The sequence below is a fragment of the Virgibacillus salarius genome, from assembly GCF_039521925.1.
Lineage (GTDB): Bacteria > Bacillota > Bacilli > Bacillales > Amphibacillaceae > Virgibacillus > Virgibacillus salarius.
Genome location: NZ_BAAACY010000057.1, coordinates 1 through 20,576 on the forward strand (window position 1 = coordinate 1; position 20,576 = coordinate 20,576).

A 20,576-nucleotide genomic window follows, 5' to 3' on the forward strand; every position below is an offset into this window, starting at 1 on the left:
TCCTTAGTACGAGAGGACCGGGATGGACACACCGCTGGTGTACCAGTTGTTCCGCCAGGAGCATAGCTGGATAGCTACGTGTGGCAGGGATAAGTGCTGAAAGCATCTAAGCATGAAGCCCCCCTCAAGATGAGACTTCCCATCACTTCAAGTGAGTAAGATCCCTCAGAGATGATGAGGTTGATAGGTTCGAGGTGGAAGCGTGGTGACACGTGGAGCTGACGGATACTAATCGATCGAGGACTTAACTAACTTCTTTTGGTTGTCGTTGAATGATCTCTTATTTAGTTTTTAGGGTACAAATGAATACATATTTTTTCAAAATAGTACTTGATTTTTCCTGAAAAACAATTATAATATTGGTTGTCACTGTTTTTTGACAACACTTGGCAGACATCATGTCTGGTAGCAATAGCGGAGAGGTCACACCTGTTCCCATGCCGAACACAGAAGTTAAGCTCTCCAGCGCCGATGGTAGTTGGGGCTTTGCCCCTGCAAGAGTAGGACGCCGCCAGGCAAGATACATTCTAATTGGAATTATTCCACAGTAGCTCAGTGGTAGAGCTATCGGCTGTTAACCGATCGGTCGTAGGTTCGAATCCTACCTGTGGAGCCAATGGAGAGCTGTCCGAGTGGCCGAAGGAGCACGATTGGAAATCGTGTAGGCCGTTACCGCGGCCTCGAGGGTTCGAATCCCTCGCTCTCCGCCACTATTCTAATAATACTGGCCCGTTGGTCAAGTGGTTAAGACACCGCCCTTTCACGGCGGTAACACGGGTTCGAATCCCGTACGGGTCACCAACATGGAGGATTAGCTCAGCTGGGAGAGCACTTGCCTTACAAGCAAGGGGTCGCAGGTTCGAGCCCTGCATCCTCCACCATCAATAATGATTTGAAAAACAGAACAAATTTATTACTTCCTTACATCGCGGGGTGGAGCAGTCTGGTAGCTCGTTGGGCTCATAACCCAAAGGTCGCAGGTTCAAATCCTGCCCCCGCAACCAAAATAATTTATTATTGAATAACTCCATTAGTTGGTCCGGTAGTTCAGTTGGTTAGAATGCCTGCCTGTCACGCAGGAGGTCGCGGGTTCGAGTCCCGTCCGGACCGCCACTTTCAAAAGTCTTATAGACTTTAATAGTTTAAAACTGAATGGCTCGGTAGCTCAGTCGGTAGAGCAAGGGACTGAAAATCCCTGTGTCGGCGGTTCGATTCCGTCCCGAGCCACCATTTGTATTTTCTTCTTCTTGGAGGGGTAGCGAAGTGGCTAAACGCGGCGGACTGTAAATCCGCTCCCTCAGGGTTCGGCAGTTCGAATCTGCCCCCCTCCACCATTTTCTAATAGTATAATTAGGGGTATAGTTTAATGGTAAAACGAAGGTCTCCAAAACCTTTGATGTGGGTTCGATTCCTACTACCCCTGCCAATTTTTCTATATGGCGGCCGTGGCGAAGTGGTTAACGCACCGGATTGTGGCTCCGGCACGCGTGGGTTCAATCCCCACCGGTCGCCCCATTTTTAATTTAAATAATTGGGCCATAGCCAAGCGGTAAGGCATCGGGTTTTGATCCCGTGTACCCCAGGTTCGAATCCTGGTGGCCCAGCCATTTGCGGAAGTAGTTCAGTGGTAGAACATCACCTTGCCAAGGTGGGGGTCGCGGGTTCGAATCCCGTCTTCCGCTCCAAGTATATATGGCGGTATAGCCAAGTGGTAAGGCAGAGGTCTGCAAAACCTTTATCACCGGTTCAAATCCGGTTACCGCCTCCAACGATTATGCCGGTGTGGCGGAATTGGCAGACGCGCACGACTCAAAATCGTGTTCCTTACGGAGTGTCGGTTCGACCCCGACCACCGGTATCGATAAAAGGCGATATATAGCGGTATCTACTAACGTAGGTGCCGTTTTTTACGTTATATATGACGCAAAATGGTCGTGCAACCTATACGAGTCTCTTTCCGAATAAATACGGAGGGAGGCTTTTTTGCGTTGGCTAGAAAATCCCGGAGGAAAAACGAACTAATTGGTGATGAATTAGAAATCGTAAATAAGACGTTACACGCCGATTTAATTAGTTATGACAAGGCTATGGGCATATTTATTCGTGACGCAAAACGGAAAGGTTTACGAGAATTTACGATTAAGTATTACCAGCGAGAATGTAATGATTTCCGCAACTACTTAATGCAGTTTGGTCATTCGCTTATAATTAACGAGGTCTTACGCAGCCATATCGATGAATATGTCGAAGATATGCAGAATCGCCGTTATTTAAAGGTTGTAACGATTAACACTAAATTACGAGCTATTCGAACTTTATTTAACTACCTATACGAGAATAAATACATTGACGATAATCCTATGCAAAAATATTCACTTCTTAAAGATAGAAAGGCGAATATTGAAACTCTCAGCTTAAAGCAATTACAGCAACTTTTAAATGCGCCAGATAAGAGGACATTTACAGGACAAAGAGATTACACTTTCATGTTGTTAATTATCGAGACTGGTATTAGATTGAACGAGGCTGCTGGTATTCTTGTTGAAGATGTAAAACTGTCAGAAGGTCTTATATTCATACGAAATACTAAGAATCATTTTCATAGACATGTGCCTATTCAATCAAAGATGAAAGATCAATTAAGGCGTTATTTACGGTTGAGGGGCATATGCGAAACTGATCATTTATTTGTAACTATTGATGAAACTGCCATGACTAGAAGCCAACTCCAAAAGGTGACAGCGAAATACGGCAAACTAGCAAATATAAAAGGGGTTAGGGCATCTACGCATACTCTAAGACACACATTTGCGAAGTTAAGCATTATGAATGGAGCTGGAGTGTTTGAGTTACAAAAAATACTTGGCCATTCTTCTATGGAAATGGTTCGTGTCTATGTAAACCTGTTTAGTAGTGAGGTTTCAGAGAAACATAAGCAGTTCTCACCGTTAAACAATATAAAGATGTAAATATAAAAATTAAACAAAAAATAAGGCGCTATACCGAAATGCAAAGACTTGCTTCGCACTCGATATAACTCCTATGCCTACGGTAATTATATCGAAAAAAGTGGATATTCGCAAGGTTTATTTGTTGTACGCTTATGACCGAACGTACATTCGTGTATTTGCGCCTCTAATTGGAGGTAATCGAAATGACAAGTAATAAGGCTACGAAGTACGAAACTTTATCATTCGAAAATATCGAGCAATACCGCACGTTTGAAACTACCGCAGAAATGGACGCAAAAATATACGAATACATAGAGTTATTACGATCAGACGAGCAGCCGGAATCAGTAATCGAAGTATTACGCTTTTTTGGGCGTAGTAGCCTGCGTATAAAGGGAGTTAGTTTCGCTAAGTATCAAACTATCGCGGACAGTATCGGAGTGTCTAAAAGAACGGTTATACGTGCGATAAACATGCTATCAGACTACGGAATGATCGAGCGAATAGCAACCGTTAAGAAATGGCGTAGGAGCGTAAATATAATCCGTATTCTGACCAGCTTGACACCACAGGATGACACCGCAACGGAAGACGAGAAAACCAACGCTGACAAGCCAAACAACGACGAAAAGGAAACGGAACCATCTATATTTAATCACTTAAATAATAATTCTTACGTACTAGAGTCAACGGCAGCACGCAATAACATACCTGCACCGTTATACAATGCACTAAGCCCGTTCTTTTATGGCGAAGAATTACGGAAATATGTCGGCATAGTGTTTCGAAGTAAAACTCGAAAGGTCCGAATAGAAGCGTATGCAGACGAATTTAGGGCGTGTATTAGCGACTGCATACTCCGATATAAGCGAGGACATATACGCAACCTAGACGGCTATCTGTACGCGTCCATTCGCAAATTAAGCCGTAGTTTGTTTTTAGCTTAGGCAGAAATGAAACACCCCATAGGCAGAAATGAGATTCAGTGATAGGCAGTTTTGCCTAACGAACTATACTGTAAAATAATACCGATACCAAAACCGACTTAAACTATTGCTCCTTAGATACAAACCAATCTAAGTCGCCATTAATTAAATTATAAATAAATTCATTTGCGGAAAAAGATTATCCGATAAAGGGATTAATTAGTGGAGGTATTTGGCGAAGGCATTAAGTTCTTACCAAAGAAAAATTAAAATAAAAAGAAAGGTGGCGCAACTCGATGACAAACGAATTAAACGGCGGCACTCAATCGGAACTATCTACCGAACTGTCGCAAGACCTATCCACACTCACCGCAGAAATCAACGCATGACTAATCGTCAGATTCAAACGGATAGCAGGCGAAGCAATCTTCGAAATTGGCAGGCGGCTGAAACACGTAAAGGAAAACGACCTAGCGCACGGAGAGTTCGGAAATTGGATTAAGACAGAGTTAAATTTCTCAGAAAGGAACGCTCAACATTATATGAAAGTATTCGACCGTTTCAAAAAGAAAACGAAACACGTTTCGCATTTACCGTTCGGAGCGATGGTTATATTGACGTCCTTCACCGACGAAGAACTCGAACATGAGTACGAACTACCCTCCGGAGAAACTAAGAAACCCACGGAAATGTCGCGTAGGGAAATCGAAGAATTAAAGCGCCAACTTAAGGCGACGGAGTCGGACAACCGGAAACTAGCGCAAACATTAACGGAGGAACGGAATAAACCGCCGGAGGTAAAATACGAGACTAGGACGGAGTATGTTAAACCTGACGATTACGATGAGTTGCGCAGTTACCAAATTTTAGGGATCGATGTTTTATTTTCTGGCTGAAAATTGCGGGCACCCGGCAAGCAGCCGACGACTCTACCGCCCCCGCCCCGTTTACCGCTGTTTTTCTACCGTGGAAAAGCGATACTCTTCATGTATATTTATACGGTTAGTCAAACGAGATAACCAACGATAATTACTATTAGTAACAAATGTATAAAACCTTTTATAACAACAGTTACGTATGGAATAATTACACTTAGTTTACATAATGTATCTAATCGGAAGTAACGTTATTAATGCCGTTATATCAACGTTTGTGAGTCGTGTATAATCTTCGTATTTTTATACATAAATTATACTGTATAAAATCCCGTATAAAATCGTGTGGGATACGGGGATATTTCGGCGAGGGGATAACGTGCTTAAGCTGGTCATATACGGTTAGCTTAGCTCGTCACCCTCGATATTTTCCGAGTGCCTGCGTCGTGAACACGTTGCCCGATGAAAATTGGCGTAAATATACCCGTAGTGTGTAACGTTGGATACTCGATAATTACTTTTCGTAAGTGATATATCTCCGCTTTTCCCCGACTTTCTTCTTATATTGTAAGTTAACGCACATAAACGATTTAACGAACTAAAGTGTTTTGTCGTTACACAACTACGTATAATTATCGGTGTTACTCCGTTTCGTACTCTATCGTTAGCACATCTTCCATTCCGTATTGATTCCCGGTTAACTCGTTAAGGGCGTCAATTATTTTCGTTAATGTCTCGAAACTGATTGACTTGCTTTTCCCGTTACATAATTCCGAAATAGTCGCGGGTCTTATCCGTCCTTGTACTGCTATTTTATTCCTCGTTAGACCTTCCGTTTTTTCTATCGTTTCATTTAGCGTTAGTTTAACCGTTGCTTTCATTGTATAGCCTCCAATACTAGATTTTACTTTATTGTACCGTATTAAATAAATCCCGTAAAACTTTTTTCGTGTTTCTATTGACGTATTACTTTAAACGTTATATAATTCATTTAACGCATTACTTTAAAAGTTAAACTTTATACGTAAAAAGGAGGTTCGATATATGAACGTAATTAACAACGGAAAGCAAATAACGATCACCTGTAGCTTTACCGAGGCATCCGTACTAGTTGGCGCAGTACAAAAAGGTGCTTTTGCCTATCAACTAGAACGTGCGGAAGAATTCGCAGAAGAGGCGTTCAAAATGGCGGATAAGTTACAGAATCCATCCGTTAAATTAGATTAAAGGAGGCGTTATAAATGGCGGAAACTAGCAACGTACAATGGATAAGTTACGAAGAAGACAGCACGGAGGTAAAGGTAGGAGTTTATGGCTTTTATGTCGGTGATTTCGGCACAAGTAAGGTGAATAATGCGAGATTACTAGAGTGGTACGATCGGTTGGCTATTGATTGGCGGAAGTATGCGGAAGGTATTAGAGAAAACCAATGGCTAGAGGAGTTTGTGACGGTGCAAACGGAATTAATTCGCAGGTACTTTACGTTGCATTCATTACCGTCGGAAATAGTAGGACGATGTGCAAACGACGTCGACTGGACAGACGAGGAAATAAACAAAATGGTTAATGAACTGCGTCGGTTTGTGTGAGCAAAAGCCTCGACGTCGAGAAGTATTGGCGTGCTTCTAATGTCGAGGCGTAGTTAAGCCGGGTTGTTGGCGAAAGTATTGGCGTACTTTGCCTGGCTTGATATTAACACGGCTCTTGACGTTGGCGCGTCGGAGCCAGAAAGGAGTTATATTCCCTATGCGTTCAATTTTATCGGAATTGCGAAACTTTGACAAGGTGGACGTATTCTATTTAATCGCATTTATCGCGGTACTATCGAGTGCGTAAGCAAAGAATGCGTGAAATAAAGACAAATACAAACTACAACCGGCTTACGCCGACACTTCGGGTTGTCACCCTTGTGTTATTTATATTACTTTATCGAACATATTTTAAGCGAAGCGACAATATATGGCGCCTTGAATTGGTTTATATTCAGGGCGCAATGTAATTTAATTCTTTTTCTCTTTTATTAACGCACATATACAGCGGTTAATGATGTCGATGGTAGTAACCTACCTTTTCGGACATTATTTCGCCATATGTATTTATCGGAGGTTTTTAACAACGGTACTGATATAGAAGATGAGTAAGACTTTGAGTATTGGGTATAAAAACGCTGAAAACCCTTGATATGACTGCGTTTTGATGTGTTATTTATAAAAATCGGATGCACCCGAAATGGCACCTATTTTTTCGATTTTGCACCCGAAATGGCACCTATTTTTAATTTTTACACATAGTTGCACAGTCGGGGAAATTTCGTGTCAATAGGGATATTACATCTTTTTAGCTGTCTTATCTTTATGAGGGGAAGTAGAGAACTGCGGTTATATTACATTTGTGTTACAATTTGCAAACTATGGGTACATTTTAGGCGCTTAGCTGTCCTATCTAGTAGGAGGATATTATTTAAAAGCTTTCGTGTCAATATGTGCATTACATACTTTTTCGTATCTATTCTTTTTGAGGGAGTGAGATGTATTGTCCTTAAATGGGACGGTATTTTTTATTTAGTATACAAGAAGAATTTTAAAACTAAAGAAAATTTATAGAAAACTAAGGAGGGATTATCAATGACGAGCACTCAGTTAAAACTTATCCGACTATACCTCGGACTTACTCAAAAAGACTTCGCTACTTACGTTAATGTCGCGGAATCTACTATCGCCAAGATAGAGGCGGGATTTACCGGTGTGTCTGACGTAACGAAGGCGAGAGTTTATCGTAAGTTTGACATAACTGAACCAGGGTTTATCACATTTTGCGGTCTTATGGAAGCTAATACAAAGGAGGAAGCTAATTAATGGCGAAACAATTTCGAGATTACAAGGCGGAACAACAGGCATATAAGGACTTACATCCGAACACGCGTGAGGAGTTAGTAAAGAAATCACAAAACTTCGCCGTAGTAGACGGACAACCAATAAACCCGGATACTGGCGAAATCCTAGAGAACATCGACATACAGACGGTAATCACTAATCAGCAAGTGACAGCAAAGAGAGCGATAGAAAATCTAGCGCAACATCAAACGGATCACGGCGGATTCTTCTTCGCATATTACGAGGCTTGTAAGTCTATGTCGGACAGGTTTCCGCAACTAACGCAATCAGATTTAGCTCGGTTAATGTTTGTCGGCACATACTTATCATGGGAGACGAATCATCTCGTATATGATAACGGACGCCCGATCAATAAGAGAGCGCTAGGGGAGTTGCTCGGTATGAGGAGCCGTAATAAGTACAGCGAGTTTTATCGGAAGTTAATAGATAACGAGATTATTTACGAGCAAAAATCGGGGCTTGTTATGAATGCGACTGTTTTTTATCGAGGTACCGATAAGAAAGCTAGTATAGACGCTAAAAAGATGCAGTATACGAGGTTATTCCGTAAAACTATTCGAGAGTTATATGCGATGTTTAGCGGACGTAGCATTAAAAAGCTAGGCGTTTTATATGCGGTGCTACCTTACATTAACTTTAATTACAATATCGTAAGTAAAAATCCTACGGAAGTACAATCGGAAAAAATAGAGCCGATGCCTGTAAGCGAATTAGCGGATAAGCTAGGTTATTCAGACGCAAGAAAATTAATGCCGGTGCTTCGCGAGATTAAATACGAAGGCAAGCCAGTATTCGGATTTTTCGAAACGGATGGAGACGCAAGGAAAAAGAAAATCGTAGTAAATCCGTCAGTAGTTTACGCGGGCAATGGTAAACGGTTAGACGCAATAAAAATATTATTCAAGTAGTAAAGCCAACTAAGGCTTTTTTTATTTGACTGAAAAGGGGGTTATGCAGTGAGTTATTACGATAGAGCCGAACAGGAAACAACATACAATTATGATCCGATTGATAGCAATTGGCGAGTGTTCAGTACGTATCCGCCGGATATACGCAAGTTACTTGAAGTCGCAGACATTACAAACACGGTTACCGACGGAACCGGTCGAATTATTAGCATTGATGGGTATGTGAACCGTAATCAGATACGTTTATTTAAACCTCGATAAACAAGGCTTATAAGCCTATTTTTTACGGGTTAATTACTTCCGATACCTATAACACTTGCGAAGGTAGAAAGCTTCATTTTTCGGGGGTATAAGCCCGATATTTTAGTGAATACGCGTTATATAAGCTATAAAGCGTCACTTATTAGGAGGTTGAGAAATATGGAGGAACAAAAGAAACGAAAGCCAAGGCGTCGCAAACGGAATCGTAAACATGTTCGAGCAACTTACACTATTCAGTCGTTACTATCTGCCGACGTATTAACAAAGCTACAAAAAATTAAGGGGTGATGAGCTTGCGATGCATCTATAAAGAACACACGTACTATCGAAATACCGAATGTGAAAGCAAATTAATCGGAGAATCACGCGAGGGCAACCGGGCTCCATTACTAACTGGCCTTACGTTAACGATTAATGACGAAGGCTACACGTTAACTAACGCGGAGGGCTGTATATTACGCCAAGGCAATGAAACCGATCCGTTTGTTATCTATGACTCTATGTCGTTTGAAGTAGGAGCGTTAAAACTAGTTATGCCCGGTTTTGCCGGGGTTTTCGATAGATACGAAAATAAGCACGGCTACGGACGCGTAGGTAAAGATATTAAACGGAAGTTCATCGCTTACACCGAACGAGGCGAAGGCAACGAGGGTGCAATAGGGTTAATCGAATATGATCGACATAACACGCTTAGTATCCATTCGCTTTATATTCCGCAAGCAATGACGAACAAAGAACACGTCAACTACTTGGCTGAATATATCGAAGGGCTACTTTATGCGAATGAGTACGCGACGGTACAAGCCGTCAATTTTACTCAGGGAAAGATAGACGGAAAATATGCTGGCATAGTCAAAATGTACGGTGCGCCATATAAGCCACGCCACGAACAGGCTCGCTTGCTATATATGGACGCTATTTTACGAGGAACAAGCATAACGGAAGTATTCGACGAGCCGATGAGATACGAAATACAAGGTTTATTTGACGACGCGGACAGCGGCGAAGGGGTGAGCGAGATTGACGAGGAAAAAGAACCAATCCTTACGTAGTACCCGCGACGGTAGAAAGCGCAAAAGAAGAAGGGCAAGCGCACAGCCACAGCCGGAAGCAAAGAGAGTGCTAAACGGTTACGCGAAGATTTCTTATAAGGAGGTGAATCAGCATGTTTGGAATAGGAAAAAGCAAAATAACAGACAGTGAACCAAAGCCAGACGGGAAACTAATCGCAAGAATAACGGTTGACCGGATAGACAGCAAAACAAAGAAAGTAAAAACGTATGCAGTAGATCGAGCAACTGGAAAGACCGTTTACAAGTTAAGATATACCACTGGCAAGAAAAGCGATGTCGCTTGTTATTACCAGGCGGAAAATTATATTAACTTATTTGTGCGGGAACACGATTATGTAATAGATAACCTAAGTACTAACATCGATTTACCATTTGTCCGCAACGTAAAAGGCAAAGGCGGTAGTCGCTGGAACTAAAACTAATTATTTATTAAAAGGAGAAATGAAGTCATGGAAAAGCCACAAAAACAACAAAGGGTATTTATGTTAGCAGATGACCACTACAGAGGCACACACAACGCAATGGATCGCTTCTACGAGGTTGATAGATCGTATGCAGACCAATTAGTTAACGAGGGCAAAGCGATTAAGTACGACAGCGAACCGGAACTAGATAAGTATCACAATGACATCACTAGAGAAGTCGAGAGGTTCCGCAAACAGTACGACAAACTAAGAGACAGCAAGGACCCGCGCTATAAGGACCCGGACTTTTTCCGCGAGGAGGTCAGCAAACTAAGGAAAGAACTCGACGAAAAGGTCGCAGGGTTACAGACCGATTATACAACGATTATTCAAGAGATTCGCGAGGAAGCACAGCGAGAACGTGCGAACTTGACTCGGGACATTACGCAAGCCGACGAAACAGGCGCACGTCAACTAATGAATGAATTAGTTAGTGACGCAAAGTTAAATGGTATTGATAAAGCTATTAGACGGATCGAAAGTAACATGCGGTACTTTTCAGAAGGTCGCAAAGTTGCACTCGCAAACGAATTACACCGTCTAGTAGAGCTTGCGGGTGATGACGATAAAAGCGTTAAACGACAGTTACGTACACTTAGCAACCAGTTACGAGAGGACTCAGAAGGAGTCGAGTTGGCTGCAAGAATGGCTAACGCATTACCGGACGAAGCAGACACAGCATACAGAAATTTAAAACTGATCCATCCGGCGTACAAATAAAAGAAATAAAACCAACTAAAAATACAAAGGGAGACGATTAGATGAACGTACAAATCGAAATCACAATGAAAAATTATCCTGGAAGGCATCCTCATGTTGCGCCGTATCGGGCGATGATCGTTCATATTCAATTCGAAGGCGGCGAGGACTTGACCGTTAACACCCTAGTTGCTACTAATCCGGTTGAAATTATCGAACAGGCTTTAGACCGGACAGTAGACGCTATAGTTAGAAACGAAGGTGAACCAGCGGACATTACAATTATTTTGCCGCAAGAGGTCCTGTTAACCGCAGGCTTACAGTCGCATCTAACAGATAAGTATACAAGCGATCCGTTAGTTAATTCAATTCAGTTCGCATAAATAAACGAAGGGGAGTCGATAAAATGAGCGAAATTAAACAAGTTACGAGGTTTACCCGTGTTGTTTATTCAACGGAGGAACTAAGCGAACTGCAAAGAGCCGTTGAACAAGCCGGAGGGCAAATAGTCGGTAATCACGCAATGCGAAACGGGAGAGGCATCAGTGTAACAATCGAGGTTGATCCGAAAAAGCGAAACTTTTAGGCGTCCGTTACGGGCGCTTTTTTATTTACGCAAATTTAAAAGGAGGTGAGGGAGTGGCAACAAAGCGAATTAAGGCGGAACAAATCCGCAAGGAATACTTAAGCGAAAACTTAACCGAGCGAAGTCAATTAGCGAAGGGGCTTCGCGAAATCCGGCAACTGGATGATAAAGAGCCGTTCAAAAAGGAGGTTGAAGAGTTATTTAAGGCGGCTATTGCCGGGGATTTGGAAAAACTCGAGAGGCTATTCGGTGAGTACGTGGATAAATACGAACTATTACTAATTTTAACCGCACATATGAAAGGAGGTGCTAACAATGTCTACAGGTGACAAACTTAATATTCAATTTCGAATTAAAGCTGTCGATAATTTCAGCCGGAATATGGATAAGTTAGATCGCAAATTAAAATCGGCTAGGCGTGCGGCTGACGGCTTAGAGTTCGGAAAGCTAGAGGTAGACATCGACGGAGATGCCACCGGCTTTCATCGAACAGCAAGTCGGGTGGAGAGACGTAAGAAGCAGATAGAAGATAACTCAATTATCGTTGACATCAAAGCGTCAGGCAGAGAGTTCCGGCGCTCTATGGATAGAATTGCAGATTTTTCTAGGGATACAGGAGAATTTATTCGACATGAACTAACGGCTGGTCTAGTTACGATCGGACCTGTACTCACCTCGACAGTAACAGGAGCTCTAGGATCGATTCTGCCGATGGTCGGTGTATTAGGCGGTTCGATAATGGGACTAGGGACAGCTTTCGGACTCGCCGGAACAGGTGCGGTAGCATTCGGTTCTGTTGCGGTATCTAATCTCGGTAAAGTTTTCGAGGTATCGAAGGATTTAAAAGACCTTGACGAGAAACTTGCAGAAACGTCCGATCTTGAAAAGCGAGCGGAAATAATCGAAGAGATGGAAACGGTGTACAATTCGCTTTCTGACGCACAAAAGAACGCATATAAATCGATGAACAAGCTAAGTTCTACGTGGAAAAAGTTATCGAAGTCACTCGAAGACGACACGGTGGAAATATTCGCAGGTTCTATGGATTTCCTTAACACGGTACTATCGAATTTAGAGCCGATGTTCCGAGAGTCAACGAAAGCAGTCGGTAACTTAGTCGATCAATTAAACCGAGAGGTCAAAACGGAGTCATTCGAAAAATTCTTTGATTTCTTAAATAAAAATGCCGGGCCTGCGTTAGAAATGCTCGGTAAAGTCGGAATAAACACGATGATTGGGTTCATGAACCTTATGCGTGCGTTCGGACCTTTAGCGATGGATATGGCGGTAGGTCTCGAAAATATGACGGGAAGATTCCGTGATTGGTCGGCTTCGCTCGATGAGTCGAAAAAGTTTCAAGCATTTATCGATTATATTCGCGAGAATGGCCCGAAGATGCTCAACATAATCGGAAATATAATCGGAGGATTAGTCGGAATTGGCGAGGCTTTTGCGCCCGTGGCTTCGGATATGTTAACCGGATTAGAAAATATAACGCAGAAATTCGAAGATTGGGGGCAATCTCTAAAGGACAGTAAAGAATTTAAAGAGTTCGTACAGTTTGTCAAAGAGAACACTCCTAAAGTGCTGGATTTACTAGATAATTTAGTGGAGCTAATATATAACATCGGAGATGCGATGGCACCTGTCTCATCTGAAATGCTCGACTTTGTTAACTCACTACTAGAGTTTTCCAACTGGGCTATGGATAATATTCCGTACTTAGACAAAATTGTAGGTTTAATATTTGGTTTGGGATCAGCTTTTCTATTTGTTTACCCATTAGTTAAACTCACGACGATAGTATTAGGTCCTTTATATAGGGTTCTTAAGCTACTGGGAGATACTATACTTAGAAAAGTAATTCCTAATCTAGGTAAGATGGGCGGTAAGATGGACAAGACCAAACCTAAAGCCGGAGGGTTAGGGAGTAAGATTAAGGATAAATTGATCCCTAGATTAAAAGGTATTGGAAAATCTATATTCTCGAGAGTTTTACCTGCACTTGCTCGATTCGGAGGCGCCTTACTCGGTTTGTCCGGACCAATGGGATGGGTTGCTGCCGGAACAATAACGTTAGGTGCGATTGTAATTTCGAAGTGGGACGAAATATCTGCGTTTGTTAGCGAAAAGGCTGAGCTAATTAAGGAAAACGTTTCCGATGGTTGGGAGAATATGAAGAAGAATGTCTCCACCGCCGGTGATAAAATTAAGAAAAACGTGGAAGACGGTTGGGAAAATATGTGGGATAACATTTCCGGATCGATGGGGAAAATCAAGAAAAATGTGGAAGACGGTTTCCAAAATATACGTGATAACGTGAGTGGAAAGACGGAGGATTCAAAAGAAAAAGCCGACAAGAATTTCCAGAACCTTGCTAAAGCAATGAAATTTGCTATGGATGATGGTAAAGGCTGGGTCAACGATATGTTAGGCGACATCAAATCAGATATAGAGGGAACCGATCTCTATCAAAGCGGGCGTAAAATTATCGGGAGTGCGGTTAGCGGTATTGAATCGATGAAGAAAAAAGTCAGCGGTGCGGTTGAAAATGTCGCTGGCATCATTCGCTCTTACTGGCCATTTTCGCCAGCTAAAGAGGGACCTTTACGCGACCTACACAAAATTGATTTTGCATGGGCGGTCACGAAGTCCATAAACGATAGCGAAGGCGCGATTCACTCCGCACTAACGAGGATGCTTTCGGTTCCTGCGGTTCAGCCGGAAAGTAACCGAGTAAGCATTGCGCAGGCTCGTAGCAGTTACGAGAGAGAGCGTATGTCGGATCGTAATGGGGGCGTAAATAACGAACCACTACGTAGTAATACTAACGAAAATAACGAAACCCAGCGACAACCTGTTATTATACGATTACAACTCGGTAATAACGAGTTCGAAGCGCATGTGGACGACATAACAAAGGTACAGGAACGTAATAAAAAACGTTTAAACCGGTTTAGGGGGGCGAGAACTTGATTTTTAACGGAACAAGGAAATATAATAAGGCGGGCTTAGGCTCGTCTTTTTTTTGCCATAGAATAATAGAAACGTACTGTATTTACTTAGATATTAAGGTAAGGTACAATGTACCCATAAAATGGAAAAGGGGTAGATTAGTTGAATAAATTATTTACAGTAGGTGTTCTTAGTTTTTCTTTATTTTTAGGAGCTTGTAATGACGACGAACCGGCAGACGCTTCAAACAACGAGGGGTCAAAAGAGCCAAAAGAGGTGGAAACAACAGAAGCGCACGCCGACGAAGAGAAGGCGCAGGAGCCGGAAGTAGTAACTTTCGAGGAAGCTGTCGAAGGTGACGCGATTAAGAACGAATATGGTACATATACGATTGTAAAGGCGACTGACGCAAATCAGCAACACGAAACTGGCCCGATTAAATTCGAATTAAAGAAGGTACTGCTAGCGACGTTCGAGCCGAATGAGGAAAACGTCTTCCTATTTGAGGAGGAAGGTACGAAAATACCAATGAACCTAGCAATCACGTTAATAGAATCCGAAAATACATCCGATGACACTGTTAGCTTCCATCCGTTTACAACCCGAGTTACAACCGAAACTAAAGGGCAGTACGAAGCGCAGACCTACCTAAACGAAGGAGAGTCGGAACATGTCGGTAATGTAATTCAAGAATTTGTTACGCCGTTTAACTTAGGGGATGAAGACCTAGAATCGTTAACAAGTTTAAAGTTTACATTTGATCCACCTTCGTCCGAATCTACGATTAACGGAGAAGAGGTACAAACGGAAGTTACATTCGAATAGTTCGAACATATCCCCGTGCTAAAGCTGTGGGGCTTTATTTTAAACGGTTGTCTTTTTTCGGTAGGTAGCGTATAATTAGAGAAAAGGAAAGAGTATGTACGTAGGTCGTACGCGTTAGCTACGCTATATATTCGTCAAAATGAACGGTGGCAACCTTCGAGGGCAATTTACGAGTCTTTTAACGACTCAAAATCGTGTTCCTTACGGAGTGTCGGTTCGACCCCGACCACCGGTATTTTGATAATAATTTAAGCTAATTTAAAAATTAACGTTTTGCGTTAGAATGTTGATATATCAATGTTCTAACGCTTTTTTAAATTTTTGAGTTTACGATAGAAAACGATAGATTTTATCGCCATTTTACACATTTTTTACACAACCATATTCTCGAAAGTTGCTGTTGTAGCAGCCTCATCTTCTACTCGTAATTCCCTGACAACATGAGAATATTCACGCAAAGTAGTTTCAATATCTCCGTGACCTAATCGCTCACTGACATAATAAATAGAAACTTTTTTATACAATAATACACTTGCATGAGTATGTCTTAATCCATGCATGGTTATAGGATTAATTTTTAGATTGATCAGTAATTTCTTTAATAATTTATTAGCATTTGTATTGCTAATTACTTTATATTTAGAATTAGGGCTATAAAACACCAATTGATGAATGTTATCTGGTGTTGATTGGAATAACTTTTTAAAATGAGCCATCGTTCGTTGATCAATTTTGATAACACGAATAGATTGTTCATTTTTAGTTGGGGCAAATCCTTCGGTATTACGTTTCATGTAACCCCATGTTTTGTTAATACTTATGGTATTCTTTTTAAAATTGAAGTCCTTTCGGGTCAAACCGACAATTTCAGCAACTTGTTAGAACCAAAAGTATTGATAAACTCCTGATAGTCATGCTTGGTTATGTCTTGGATTGCTTTATCATAAAAATGGTTTTCAATAGCATTTAACGTATACTCATAGTGTTTGAATGTTGTTTGAGTCACGTGTTTTTTGTATAAATGGAACCACTTATCAAAGTATTCGTTAAATGCAATTGGCTTTAAATGTGGAAGAATACCTTTATTTAATTGTGCCTCTAACTCATTGGCTGCAATTCTTGCTTCTTTTTTAGTCCGGAAACCTCCTTTTCGAATAGGTTTTGATTTTCCGTTAACAGTTCGACTGATAGTATACTGATATGTTTTACCACGTTTTTGAATACTTGCCATTTCGACACCCCACAGTTAAGATAAGGTGGCCGTTGGGTCTACCTTATCTTAACATAATTCTTATAAAGGATCTTTTAAAGCTAACTTCTAAAAATAGGCTCAAAATTTTTCTCTAGAAAGTGTGCCATCTTTGAAGCTTGAAATACCCAAGTTTGCCCTTGTACTTTTGGATAATAGACAAATCCACCGTAATTAACATCAAGTATTTTTCTGTAATTTTCAGGATACAGAATATTCTCTTTTATCCATTCGCTTTTACGGCTTACTCTAGTTTCTAAATCTTTCATGGACCAATAACGACCATCTAACTCACTCTGCTTTAATTTTTCGAGTTCGCACTTCGAGATAATCACTTTATCTTCAGGTATTGGTATATTGAGATTCATGGATAAGTTTTGCACTTGCATCACCTCTACTGGTCCTTATCTTTTTGAGAGAAATGCATGTTTTGAACTTGTTTAAGTTCTTTAGCAATTTGCTCTTTCTCTTTATTATTAGCATAGCGCTGTGCCTTGTATATCTTGATTGCATCACGGTATACATCATAAAACCAACCAGCTGGATTTATAATTTCTATTTCATTGCCGTTGTAAAGATCTGCCTGTTTTTCTAGATAACGTGAAAACGCTAATTCTATTATTCTTGCGTCTAACTGACCTTTAAATTTTCGTGTAAGCATAGTGTAAATTTCGTTAAAGAAGCCTGGTTCATCTATCTTTATACAGCCTTTGTAAACCTCTTCCATAATCTCTGCTTTTTCTTTTGATGCGTTAAGTTTGTCATTGTTATCAGATTCAGGTGATCCATTCATACACATATTTGATTTATTATTATTTTTATTAATAATACTTGTGTTGGATTTCCCGGTTTCTGATAATCCGGAACTGGTTAATGCCTCAATCTCTTCTGATGACATCTTCTTTAACTTCTGTATAATGTCGAACTTTGCTTCTGCTATGATTTCTTCTTTCTTTTCTAGCTGAGACGTGTCGTATGCAAAGATAATATTTCCTAATATTTTTCCTTGAAGGTCGCGTACATCAAATCGAATTATATAACCATGTTCCTCTAACTCTTTTAATCCTGATCTGATAGCATCTCTACCGTCTTTAACATGAGTTGATATATCTGTGATTGACACCTACCAGTACGGTGGACGGGATAAAATATAGGCTAATATCAGTTTAGCTTTGGCACTCATTTTAGGTTGATGATATAGAATTTCAGTGCCCATTAATAAAAATGATTTTTCCTCATCGACACTTTTGAAGATAGTTTGAATGTCCAATGCTTTCGTTAATCCGATTTTTTTATAGTTGTTCATTTAAATTCCTCCAAATTTAATAAATTAATTTACTTTAACCTTTGCAATGACGTAAATGTAGAATACTAACCCCCTTTCAAAACAAAAAAGCCCAAAAAGCATGACAAACTTCACACTGGTAACAGTGCTTGTCTACTTTTTGGGGTTATCCCATTACAATTTATTTAATTGAATTACTTTGATTTTTGCAAAGGCTTTTTAAAGCATGTATAAACAATAATATAAGTCTTAAAACCTGTCAATAGGACTCTCACAGAGTGATGTAATAACGATCTGACAACACTGCGGCACAATTGAAGCCAGTCATGTCATCGTATTAAGATAGCATAAGATAACATCATTAATTGTGATGTGATTACATTCGCATCACAATGATTAATCAATTTTTAATTCTTAAAATTCTTGATATAAAAGGGCTAAAATGTGCCGCACAATAGATCTTTAAAATTTATTAAAAAATTTTTAGATCAGTACTAAATTACACTTTTAATTATTTGATGTATTGAAAGGTAAATACCAGAAAGAAAAGCAATGGGAGTGGATTAATTTTTATGGTTCGATGCGGTGAAGTTCAAAGTGGCATTTTAATAAAATTCTTTAACACTTAAGCTTTAACATTGATGTTAAAGCTTATAACAATGAACTGAGATAATATCGCTAACAATATAAATCAAACTATACCAGGTAAAGGAACTAATTATATATTTTCTCCCAATTTCATAACTGGATTAAAGTATGAAATAAATATCGTATATTAAAAATAATATGCTCTTCTGAGAGGATCGTTAGTAATACATTCTTGTAGTAGGTACGGAATTGATAATATCATTAACCAAACTAATTTTCACAAGATTATATTAGTCTAATTCAAGTTAATAGAGCTCACAATGAAATTTATTGACAAAATTTATATCAACTGGTACTGTGTTAAATAATAACATAATTGGTAACGGGAAAACCCCGAACAGATCATAGCCACGCCATAGGTGCGTGTAGGATTTGTTCGGGGTTTTTTACGTGAAAGGAGCTAATAATGAAGAAGTTTTATAATTTAGGTATTAATGGTCGTGGGGTGCAGTTACATCAATGTGATCTGCAACTATTGAAATATCTATTAGAACAAAAAGTGTTAACTTCGAAACAATTACACCAATTTGCAAATACACATGAAGGTGTTACCTATAATACATTCCGGCATCGATTATGGAGATGGCAAAAAAATAATATCATAGTAACCGAAAAACTGACCAATCAAAAACGTTTTGGAAATGAATTTAATCTAAATCGAATTGGAAGAAATGGATTATCTATGTTAGTCCAAGAAGGTGTTGTAGACCCAAGATATTTACAAGAAAATCTGGGTGCTTACTTTCAGCTTTCGAATTATGATCATTACTTAGCCATCAGCAAATAGCGTTGGATATTTACCTATCATTTCATAAGGAGGATAAAATACCAACCGTAGTACGTCCCATACATTTTCGGAATCAAATAAAAAAGTATCAACTTGATTTTATACCTGATGCGCTATTCCTATTAAATTCATCACTAATATTCATCGAAAGTGACCTAGCAACAGAGTCACCTAAATGACTCGAAGAAAAAATTAAAAATTATGTTACGTTCGCAAAAGAACAGGAAGGTATAAAACTATATGTACTCTTTGGATTGATAGATCATTCCTTTCCAACCAGACGGATTATAACTAATAATGGGTATAAAAGGTTAGCAAACATGAAAAAAATCTTTCTAACTAGAAGCGATATTCATATAGACAATCTTCATTTATTTGTAGCATATATGAAGAGAAGTGAAGAAATTGCAGAATCAATAGCAGTTGAGATGGAAAATGAAAAGTACGATGAAGCTTCAATTGCTGTTAATACTTTGAATAAGCTAATAGATGCTTTTCATTATTCCTTTGAAGCAATTGACGACAGCGAAGTATATGTAACGAAAGACGATACTTATTTGCAATGCGGAAAGGTTTATAAGTTGAATTAATTTCATAATTGCTGTTTTTAAAAATGCATAGAGTTGTTCCTTGATAATTTTCAAGTTTTTTTAATAAAGATCAATTTTATTTATACAGCTTTTAGCGTCTTATGTTTCATTTCTAGTCTAATCCGATCCGCGGCTAATCTCGAGGCATTATAAACAAGCGTCACCAAATGGAAGTGAAGACTTGATTTTTTCCCGATTCGGTGACGGACATTATTCAGTCCAAAGAATTCTTTCAAATAGGCATTAACACGTTCGACAGCGGTACGTTCTTTGTACAGTTCATCCCATTTTTTCGATCCCCTTGCGGGATTGGTGTACTTTCGATATCTGTAGATTGTCTGATTTTAAAAGTCTTTTGACAAAGTGAGTCGTGTTGTAATGGGCACGTTGCACATTCCTTCGGACGTGTATATTTCAATGTCTTGTATTTTGGATCGAAGCTGTCGTAGCGATAGGAATGCTCTAGGACACAAGTCGGTGCGAAGTACTCGTCATAACCAACCGTTTCTCCTTCGTTACGTCGGTTATGCGGAATGACAGCTTGTAGATCCTGATCGATTAATTGTTGATAGATTGGTTCATAATCGTAACCGGCATCGA

At 40.0% G+C, this 20,576-nt stretch carries 25 protein-coding genes, 14 tRNA genes, 2 rRNA genes and 2 pseudogenes; 36 read left to right on the top strand and 7 right to left on the bottom strand.

What is annotated here, in order from left to right:
• The 20 genes and pseudogenes from ABDZ84_RS08190 to ABDZ84_RS08280 form a co-directional block, all read left to right on the top strand.
• Nucleotides 1-252: ribosomal RNA gene (locus ABDZ84_RS08190) — 23S ribosomal RNA — on the top strand; the annotation flags it as partial.
• A 149-nt stretch (nucleotides 253-401) separates the two neighbouring features.
• Nucleotides 402-517, top strand: a 5S ribosomal RNA gene (rrf, locus tag ABDZ84_RS08195).
• A 24-nt stretch (nucleotides 518-541) separates the two neighbouring features.
• Nucleotides 542-616: transfer RNA gene (locus ABDZ84_RS08200), tRNA-Asn, on the top strand.
• 2 nt (nucleotides 617-618) lie between these two features.
• Nucleotides 619-710 (top strand) — tRNA-Ser (locus ABDZ84_RS08205).
• Between the two features lie 16 nt (nucleotides 711-726).
• Nucleotides 727-801: transfer RNA gene (locus ABDZ84_RS08210), tRNA-Glu, on the top strand.
• A 4-nt stretch (nucleotides 802-805) separates the two neighbouring features.
• Nucleotides 806-881, top strand: a tRNA-Val gene (locus tag ABDZ84_RS08215).
• Between the two features lie 46 nt (nucleotides 882-927).
• Nucleotides 928-1,004: transfer RNA gene (locus tag ABDZ84_RS08220), tRNA-Met, on the top strand.
• A 32-nt stretch (nucleotides 1,005-1,036) separates the two neighbouring features.
• Nucleotides 1,037-1,113 (top strand) — tRNA-Asp (locus tag ABDZ84_RS08225).
• A 41-nt stretch (nucleotides 1,114-1,154) separates the two neighbouring features.
• A tRNA-Phe gene (locus tag ABDZ84_RS08230) sits at nucleotides 1,155-1,230 on the top strand.
• A 19-nt stretch (nucleotides 1,231-1,249) separates the two neighbouring features.
• A tRNA-Tyr gene (locus ABDZ84_RS08235) sits at nucleotides 1,250-1,334 on the top strand.
• 18 nt (nucleotides 1,335-1,352) lie between these two features.
• Nucleotides 1,353-1,426: transfer RNA gene (locus tag ABDZ84_RS08240), tRNA-Trp, on the top strand.
• A 13-nt stretch (nucleotides 1,427-1,439) separates the two neighbouring features.
• Nucleotides 1,440-1,515 (top strand) — tRNA-His (locus ABDZ84_RS08245).
• Between the two features lie 17 nt (nucleotides 1,516-1,532).
• Nucleotides 1,533-1,607, top strand: a tRNA-Gln gene (locus tag ABDZ84_RS08250).
• Nucleotides 1,608-1,610: 3 nt separating this feature from the next.
• Nucleotides 1,611-1,685, top strand: a tRNA-Gly gene (locus ABDZ84_RS08255).
• A gap of 9 nt (nucleotides 1,686-1,694) precedes the next feature.
• A tRNA-Cys gene (locus ABDZ84_RS08260) sits at nucleotides 1,695-1,768 on the top strand.
• 8 nt (nucleotides 1,769-1,776) lie between these two features.
• A tRNA-Leu gene (locus ABDZ84_RS08265) sits at nucleotides 1,777-1,858 on the top strand.
• A 130-nt stretch (nucleotides 1,859-1,988) separates the two neighbouring features.
• Complete coding sequence (locus ABDZ84_RS08270) at nucleotides 1,989-2,969, top strand: tyrosine-type recombinase/integrase (RefSeq protein WP_343780982.1); 981 nt, start codon at nucleotides 1,989-1,991, stop codon at nucleotides 2,967-2,969.
• Between the two features lie 185 nt (nucleotides 2,970-3,154).
• Nucleotides 3,155-3,898 (top strand): helix-turn-helix domain-containing protein, encoded by a 744-nt coding sequence (locus ABDZ84_RS08275; RefSeq protein ID WP_343780985.1) that lies wholly within the window; start codon nucleotides 3,155-3,157, stop codon nucleotides 3,896-3,898.
• A gap of 425 nt (nucleotides 3,899-4,323) precedes the next feature.
• A pseudogene (locus ABDZ84_RS21475) lies at nucleotides 4,324-4,398 on the top strand (pathogenicity island protein); the annotation flags it as partial.
• A gap of 168 nt (nucleotides 4,399-4,566) precedes the next feature.
• The gene (locus ABDZ84_RS08280; protein ID WP_343780988.1) at nucleotides 4,567-4,773 is read left to right on the top strand and encodes a hypothetical protein; all 207 of its coding nucleotides are present in this window, start codon (nucleotides 4,567-4,569) and stop codon (nucleotides 4,771-4,773) included.
• A 620-nt stretch (nucleotides 4,774-5,393) separates the two neighbouring features.
• On the opposite strand, the gene ABDZ84_RS08285 is transcribed toward ABDZ84_RS08280, so the two are convergent.
• Nucleotides 5,394-5,633 (bottom strand): helix-turn-helix domain-containing protein, encoded by a 240-nt coding sequence (locus tag ABDZ84_RS08285; RefSeq protein ID WP_343780992.1) that lies wholly within the window; start codon nucleotides 5,631-5,633, stop codon nucleotides 5,394-5,396.
• Between the two features lie 163 nt (nucleotides 5,634-5,796).
• Between ABDZ84_RS08285 and ABDZ84_RS08290 the strand changes: the two genes are divergently transcribed.
• From ABDZ84_RS08290 to ABDZ84_RS08355, 14 genes are all read left to right on the top strand, one after another.
• Nucleotides 5,797-5,979 carry a hypothetical protein gene (locus tag ABDZ84_RS08290; protein ID WP_343780995.1) on the top strand — a complete coding sequence of 61 codons (183 nt, stop codon included), beginning with the start codon at nucleotides 5,797-5,799 and terminating at the stop codon, nucleotides 5,977-5,979.
• Between the two features lie 14 nt (nucleotides 5,980-5,993).
• Nucleotides 5,994-6,341, top strand: coding sequence for a hypothetical protein (locus ABDZ84_RS08295; protein WP_343780998.1), 348 nt, complete (start codon nucleotides 5,994-5,996; stop codon nucleotides 6,339-6,341).
• Between the two features lie 1,035 nt (nucleotides 6,342-7,376).
• On the top strand, nucleotides 7,377-7,607 hold the full coding sequence (locus ABDZ84_RS08300) for a helix-turn-helix transcriptional regulator (RefSeq protein ID WP_343781002.1): 231 nt from the start codon (nucleotides 7,377-7,379) through the stop codon (nucleotides 7,605-7,607).
• Nucleotides 7,607-8,554 carry a hypothetical protein gene (locus tag ABDZ84_RS08305; RefSeq protein ID WP_343781005.1) on the top strand — a complete coding sequence of 316 codons (948 nt, stop codon included), beginning with the start codon at nucleotides 7,607-7,609 and terminating at the stop codon, nucleotides 8,552-8,554. The genes ABDZ84_RS08300 and ABDZ84_RS08305 overlap by 1 nt, the downstream gene beginning before the upstream one ends.
• 48 nt (nucleotides 8,555-8,602) lie before the next feature.
• Nucleotides 8,603-8,815, top strand: coding sequence for a hypothetical protein (locus ABDZ84_RS08310; RefSeq protein ID WP_343781007.1), 213 nt, complete (start codon nucleotides 8,603-8,605; stop codon nucleotides 8,813-8,815).
• Between the two features lie 159 nt (nucleotides 8,816-8,974).
• Nucleotides 8,975-9,103: a hypothetical protein gene (locus ABDZ84_RS08315; protein WP_343781009.1), complete on the top strand. Its 129-nt coding sequence runs from the start codon at nucleotides 8,975-8,977 to the stop codon at nucleotides 9,101-9,103.
• A 5-nt stretch (nucleotides 9,104-9,108) separates the two neighbouring features.
• Complete coding sequence (locus tag ABDZ84_RS08320) at nucleotides 9,109-9,867, top strand: hypothetical protein (protein WP_343781011.1); 759 nt, start codon at nucleotides 9,109-9,111, stop codon at nucleotides 9,865-9,867.
• Nucleotides 9,868-9,980: 113 nt separating this feature from the next.
• Complete coding sequence (locus tag ABDZ84_RS08325) at nucleotides 9,981-10,304, top strand: hypothetical protein (protein ID WP_343781014.1); 324 nt, start codon at nucleotides 9,981-9,983, stop codon at nucleotides 10,302-10,304.
• 33 nt (nucleotides 10,305-10,337) lie between these two features.
• On the top strand, nucleotides 10,338-11,072 hold the full coding sequence (locus ABDZ84_RS08330; protein ID WP_343781019.1) for a hypothetical protein: 735 nt from the start codon (nucleotides 10,338-10,340) through the stop codon (nucleotides 11,070-11,072).
• Between the two features lie 41 nt (nucleotides 11,073-11,113).
• The gene (locus tag ABDZ84_RS08335) at nucleotides 11,114-11,434 is read left to right on the top strand and encodes a hypothetical protein (protein ID WP_343781022.1); all 321 of its coding nucleotides are present in this window, start codon (nucleotides 11,114-11,116) and stop codon (nucleotides 11,432-11,434) included.
• 23 nt (nucleotides 11,435-11,457) lie between these two features.
• Entirely contained in the window at nucleotides 11,458-11,637 is a 180-nt protein-coding gene (locus ABDZ84_RS08340; RefSeq protein WP_343781025.1) for a hypothetical protein, read from the top strand.
• A gap of 53 nt (nucleotides 11,638-11,690) precedes the next feature.
• Nucleotides 11,691-11,966: a hypothetical protein gene (locus tag ABDZ84_RS08345; RefSeq protein WP_343781028.1), complete on the top strand. Its 276-nt coding sequence runs from the start codon at nucleotides 11,691-11,693 to the stop codon at nucleotides 11,964-11,966.
• Entirely contained in the window at nucleotides 11,953-14,613 is a 2,661-nt protein-coding gene (locus ABDZ84_RS08350; protein ID WP_343781031.1) for a phage tail tape measure protein, read from the top strand. The genes ABDZ84_RS08345 and ABDZ84_RS08350 overlap by 14 nt, the downstream gene beginning before the upstream one ends.
• 141 nt (nucleotides 14,614-14,754) lie before the next feature.
• The gene (locus ABDZ84_RS08355; protein WP_343781034.1) at nucleotides 14,755-15,417 is read left to right on the top strand and encodes a hypothetical protein; all 663 of its coding nucleotides are present in this window, start codon (nucleotides 14,755-14,757) and stop codon (nucleotides 15,415-15,417) included.
• Nucleotides 15,418-15,788: 371 nt separating this feature from the next.
• Here ABDZ84_RS08355 and ABDZ84_RS08360 read toward each other — a convergent pair whose 3' ends face one another.
• From ABDZ84_RS08360 to ABDZ84_RS08380, 5 genes are all read right to left on the bottom strand, one after another.
• The gene (locus ABDZ84_RS08360) at nucleotides 15,789-16,274 is read right to left on the bottom strand and encodes a site-specific integrase (protein ID WP_343781037.1); all 486 of its coding nucleotides are present in this window, start codon (nucleotides 16,272-16,274) and stop codon (nucleotides 15,789-15,791) included.
• A complete protein-coding gene (locus ABDZ84_RS08365; protein ID WP_343781040.1) occupies nucleotides 16,271-16,648 on the bottom strand; it encodes a tyrosine-type recombinase/integrase in 378 nt (125 codons plus the stop codon). Before ABDZ84_RS08365 ends, ABDZ84_RS08360 begins: the two co-directional genes overlap by 4 nt.
• A gap of 80 nt (nucleotides 16,649-16,728) precedes the next feature.
• Nucleotides 16,729-17,055, bottom strand: a complete 327-nt coding sequence (locus ABDZ84_RS08370; RefSeq protein WP_343781055.1) for a DUF771 domain-containing protein — start codon at nucleotides 17,053-17,055, stop codon at nucleotides 16,729-16,731.
• 5 nt (nucleotides 17,056-17,060) lie between these two features.
• Nucleotides 17,061-17,789 carry a hypothetical protein gene (locus ABDZ84_RS08375; protein WP_343781043.1) on the bottom strand — a complete coding sequence of 243 codons (729 nt, stop codon included), beginning with the start codon at nucleotides 17,787-17,789 and terminating at the stop codon, nucleotides 17,061-17,063.
• A complete protein-coding gene (locus ABDZ84_RS08380; protein WP_343781047.1) occupies nucleotides 17,790-17,972 on the bottom strand; it encodes a hypothetical protein in 183 nt (60 codons plus the stop codon).
• Between the two features lie 1,033 nt (nucleotides 17,973-19,005).
• On the opposite strand from ABDZ84_RS08380, the gene ABDZ84_RS08385 reads away from it, so the two are divergent.
• Together ABDZ84_RS08385 and ABDZ84_RS08390 are read left to right on the top strand one after the other, a co-directional pair.
• Nucleotides 19,006-19,386: a hypothetical protein gene (locus tag ABDZ84_RS08385; protein WP_343781049.1), complete on the top strand. Its 381-nt coding sequence runs from the start codon at nucleotides 19,006-19,008 to the stop codon at nucleotides 19,384-19,386.
• A gap of 320 nt (nucleotides 19,387-19,706) precedes the next feature.
• Nucleotides 19,707-19,976: a hypothetical protein gene (locus tag ABDZ84_RS08390; protein WP_343781052.1), complete on the top strand. Its 270-nt coding sequence runs from the start codon at nucleotides 19,707-19,709 to the stop codon at nucleotides 19,974-19,976.
• 80 nt (nucleotides 19,977-20,056) lie between these two features.
• On the opposite strand, the pseudogene ABDZ84_RS08395 reads toward ABDZ84_RS08390, so the two are convergent.
• Nucleotides 20,057-20,576 (bottom strand): annotated as a pseudogene (locus tag ABDZ84_RS08395) (transposase); the annotation flags it as partial.

Bases quoted from the DNA above. Each gene is read 5' to 3' on its own strand.
- ABDZ84_RS08370 (WP_343781055.1), bottom strand. From the start codon at position 17,055: ATGCAAGTGCAAAACTTATCCATGAATCTCAATATACCAATACCTGAA.
- ABDZ84_RS08305 (WP_343781005.1), top strand. From the start codon at position 7,607: ATGGCGAAACAATTTCGAGATTACAAGGCGGAACAACAGGCATATAAG.
- ABDZ84_RS08275 (WP_343780985.1), top strand. From the start codon at position 3,155: ATGACAAGTAATAAGGCTACGAAGTACGAAACTTTATCATTCGAAAAT.
- ABDZ84_RS08365 (WP_343781040.1), bottom strand. From the start codon at position 16,648: ATGGCAAGTATTCAAAAACGTGGTAAAACATATCAGTATACTATCAGT.
- ABDZ84_RS08325 (WP_343781014.1), top strand. From the start codon at position 9,981: ATGTTTGGAATAGGAAAAAGCAAAATAACAGACAGTGAACCAAAGCCA.
- ABDZ84_RS08295 (WP_343780998.1), top strand. From the start codon at position 5,994: ATGGCGGAAACTAGCAACGTACAATGGATAAGTTACGAAGAAGACAGC.
- ABDZ84_RS08290 (WP_343780995.1), top strand. From the start codon at position 5,797: ATGAACGTAATTAACAACGGAAAGCAAATAACGATCACCTGTAGCTTT.
- ABDZ84_RS08380 (WP_343781047.1), bottom strand. From the start codon at position 17,972: ATGAACAACTATAAAAAAATCGGATTAACGAAAGCATTGGACATTCAA.
- ABDZ84_RS08340 (WP_343781025.1), top strand. From the start codon at position 11,458: ATGAGCGAAATTAAACAAGTTACGAGGTTTACCCGTGTTGTTTATTCA.
- ABDZ84_RS08335 (WP_343781022.1), top strand. From the start codon at position 11,114: ATGAACGTACAAATCGAAATCACAATGAAAAATTATCCTGGAAGGCAT.
- ABDZ84_RS08315 (WP_343781009.1), top strand. From the start codon at position 8,975: ATGGAGGAACAAAAGAAACGAAAGCCAAGGCGTCGCAAACGGAATCGT.
- ABDZ84_RS08390 (WP_343781052.1), top strand. From the start codon at position 19,707: ATGAAAAAAATCTTTCTAACTAGAAGCGATATTCATATAGACAATCTT.
- ABDZ84_RS08280 (WP_343780988.1), top strand. From the start codon at position 4,567: ATGTCGCGTAGGGAAATCGAAGAATTAAAGCGCCAACTTAAGGCGACG.
- ABDZ84_RS08300 (WP_343781002.1), top strand. From the start codon at position 7,377: ATGACGAGCACTCAGTTAAAACTTATCCGACTATACCTCGGACTTACT.
- ABDZ84_RS08285 (WP_343780992.1), bottom strand. From the start codon at position 5,633: ATGAAAGCAACGGTTAAACTAACGCTAAATGAAACGATAGAAAAAACG.
- ABDZ84_RS08330 (WP_343781019.1), top strand. From the start codon at position 10,338: ATGGAAAAGCCACAAAAACAACAAAGGGTATTTATGTTAGCAGATGAC.
- ABDZ84_RS08350 (WP_343781031.1), top strand. From the start codon at position 11,953: ATGTCTACAGGTGACAAACTTAATATTCAATTTCGAATTAAAGCTGTC.
- ABDZ84_RS08385 (WP_343781049.1), top strand. From the start codon at position 19,006: ATGAAGAAGTTTTATAATTTAGGTATTAATGGTCGTGGGGTGCAGTTA.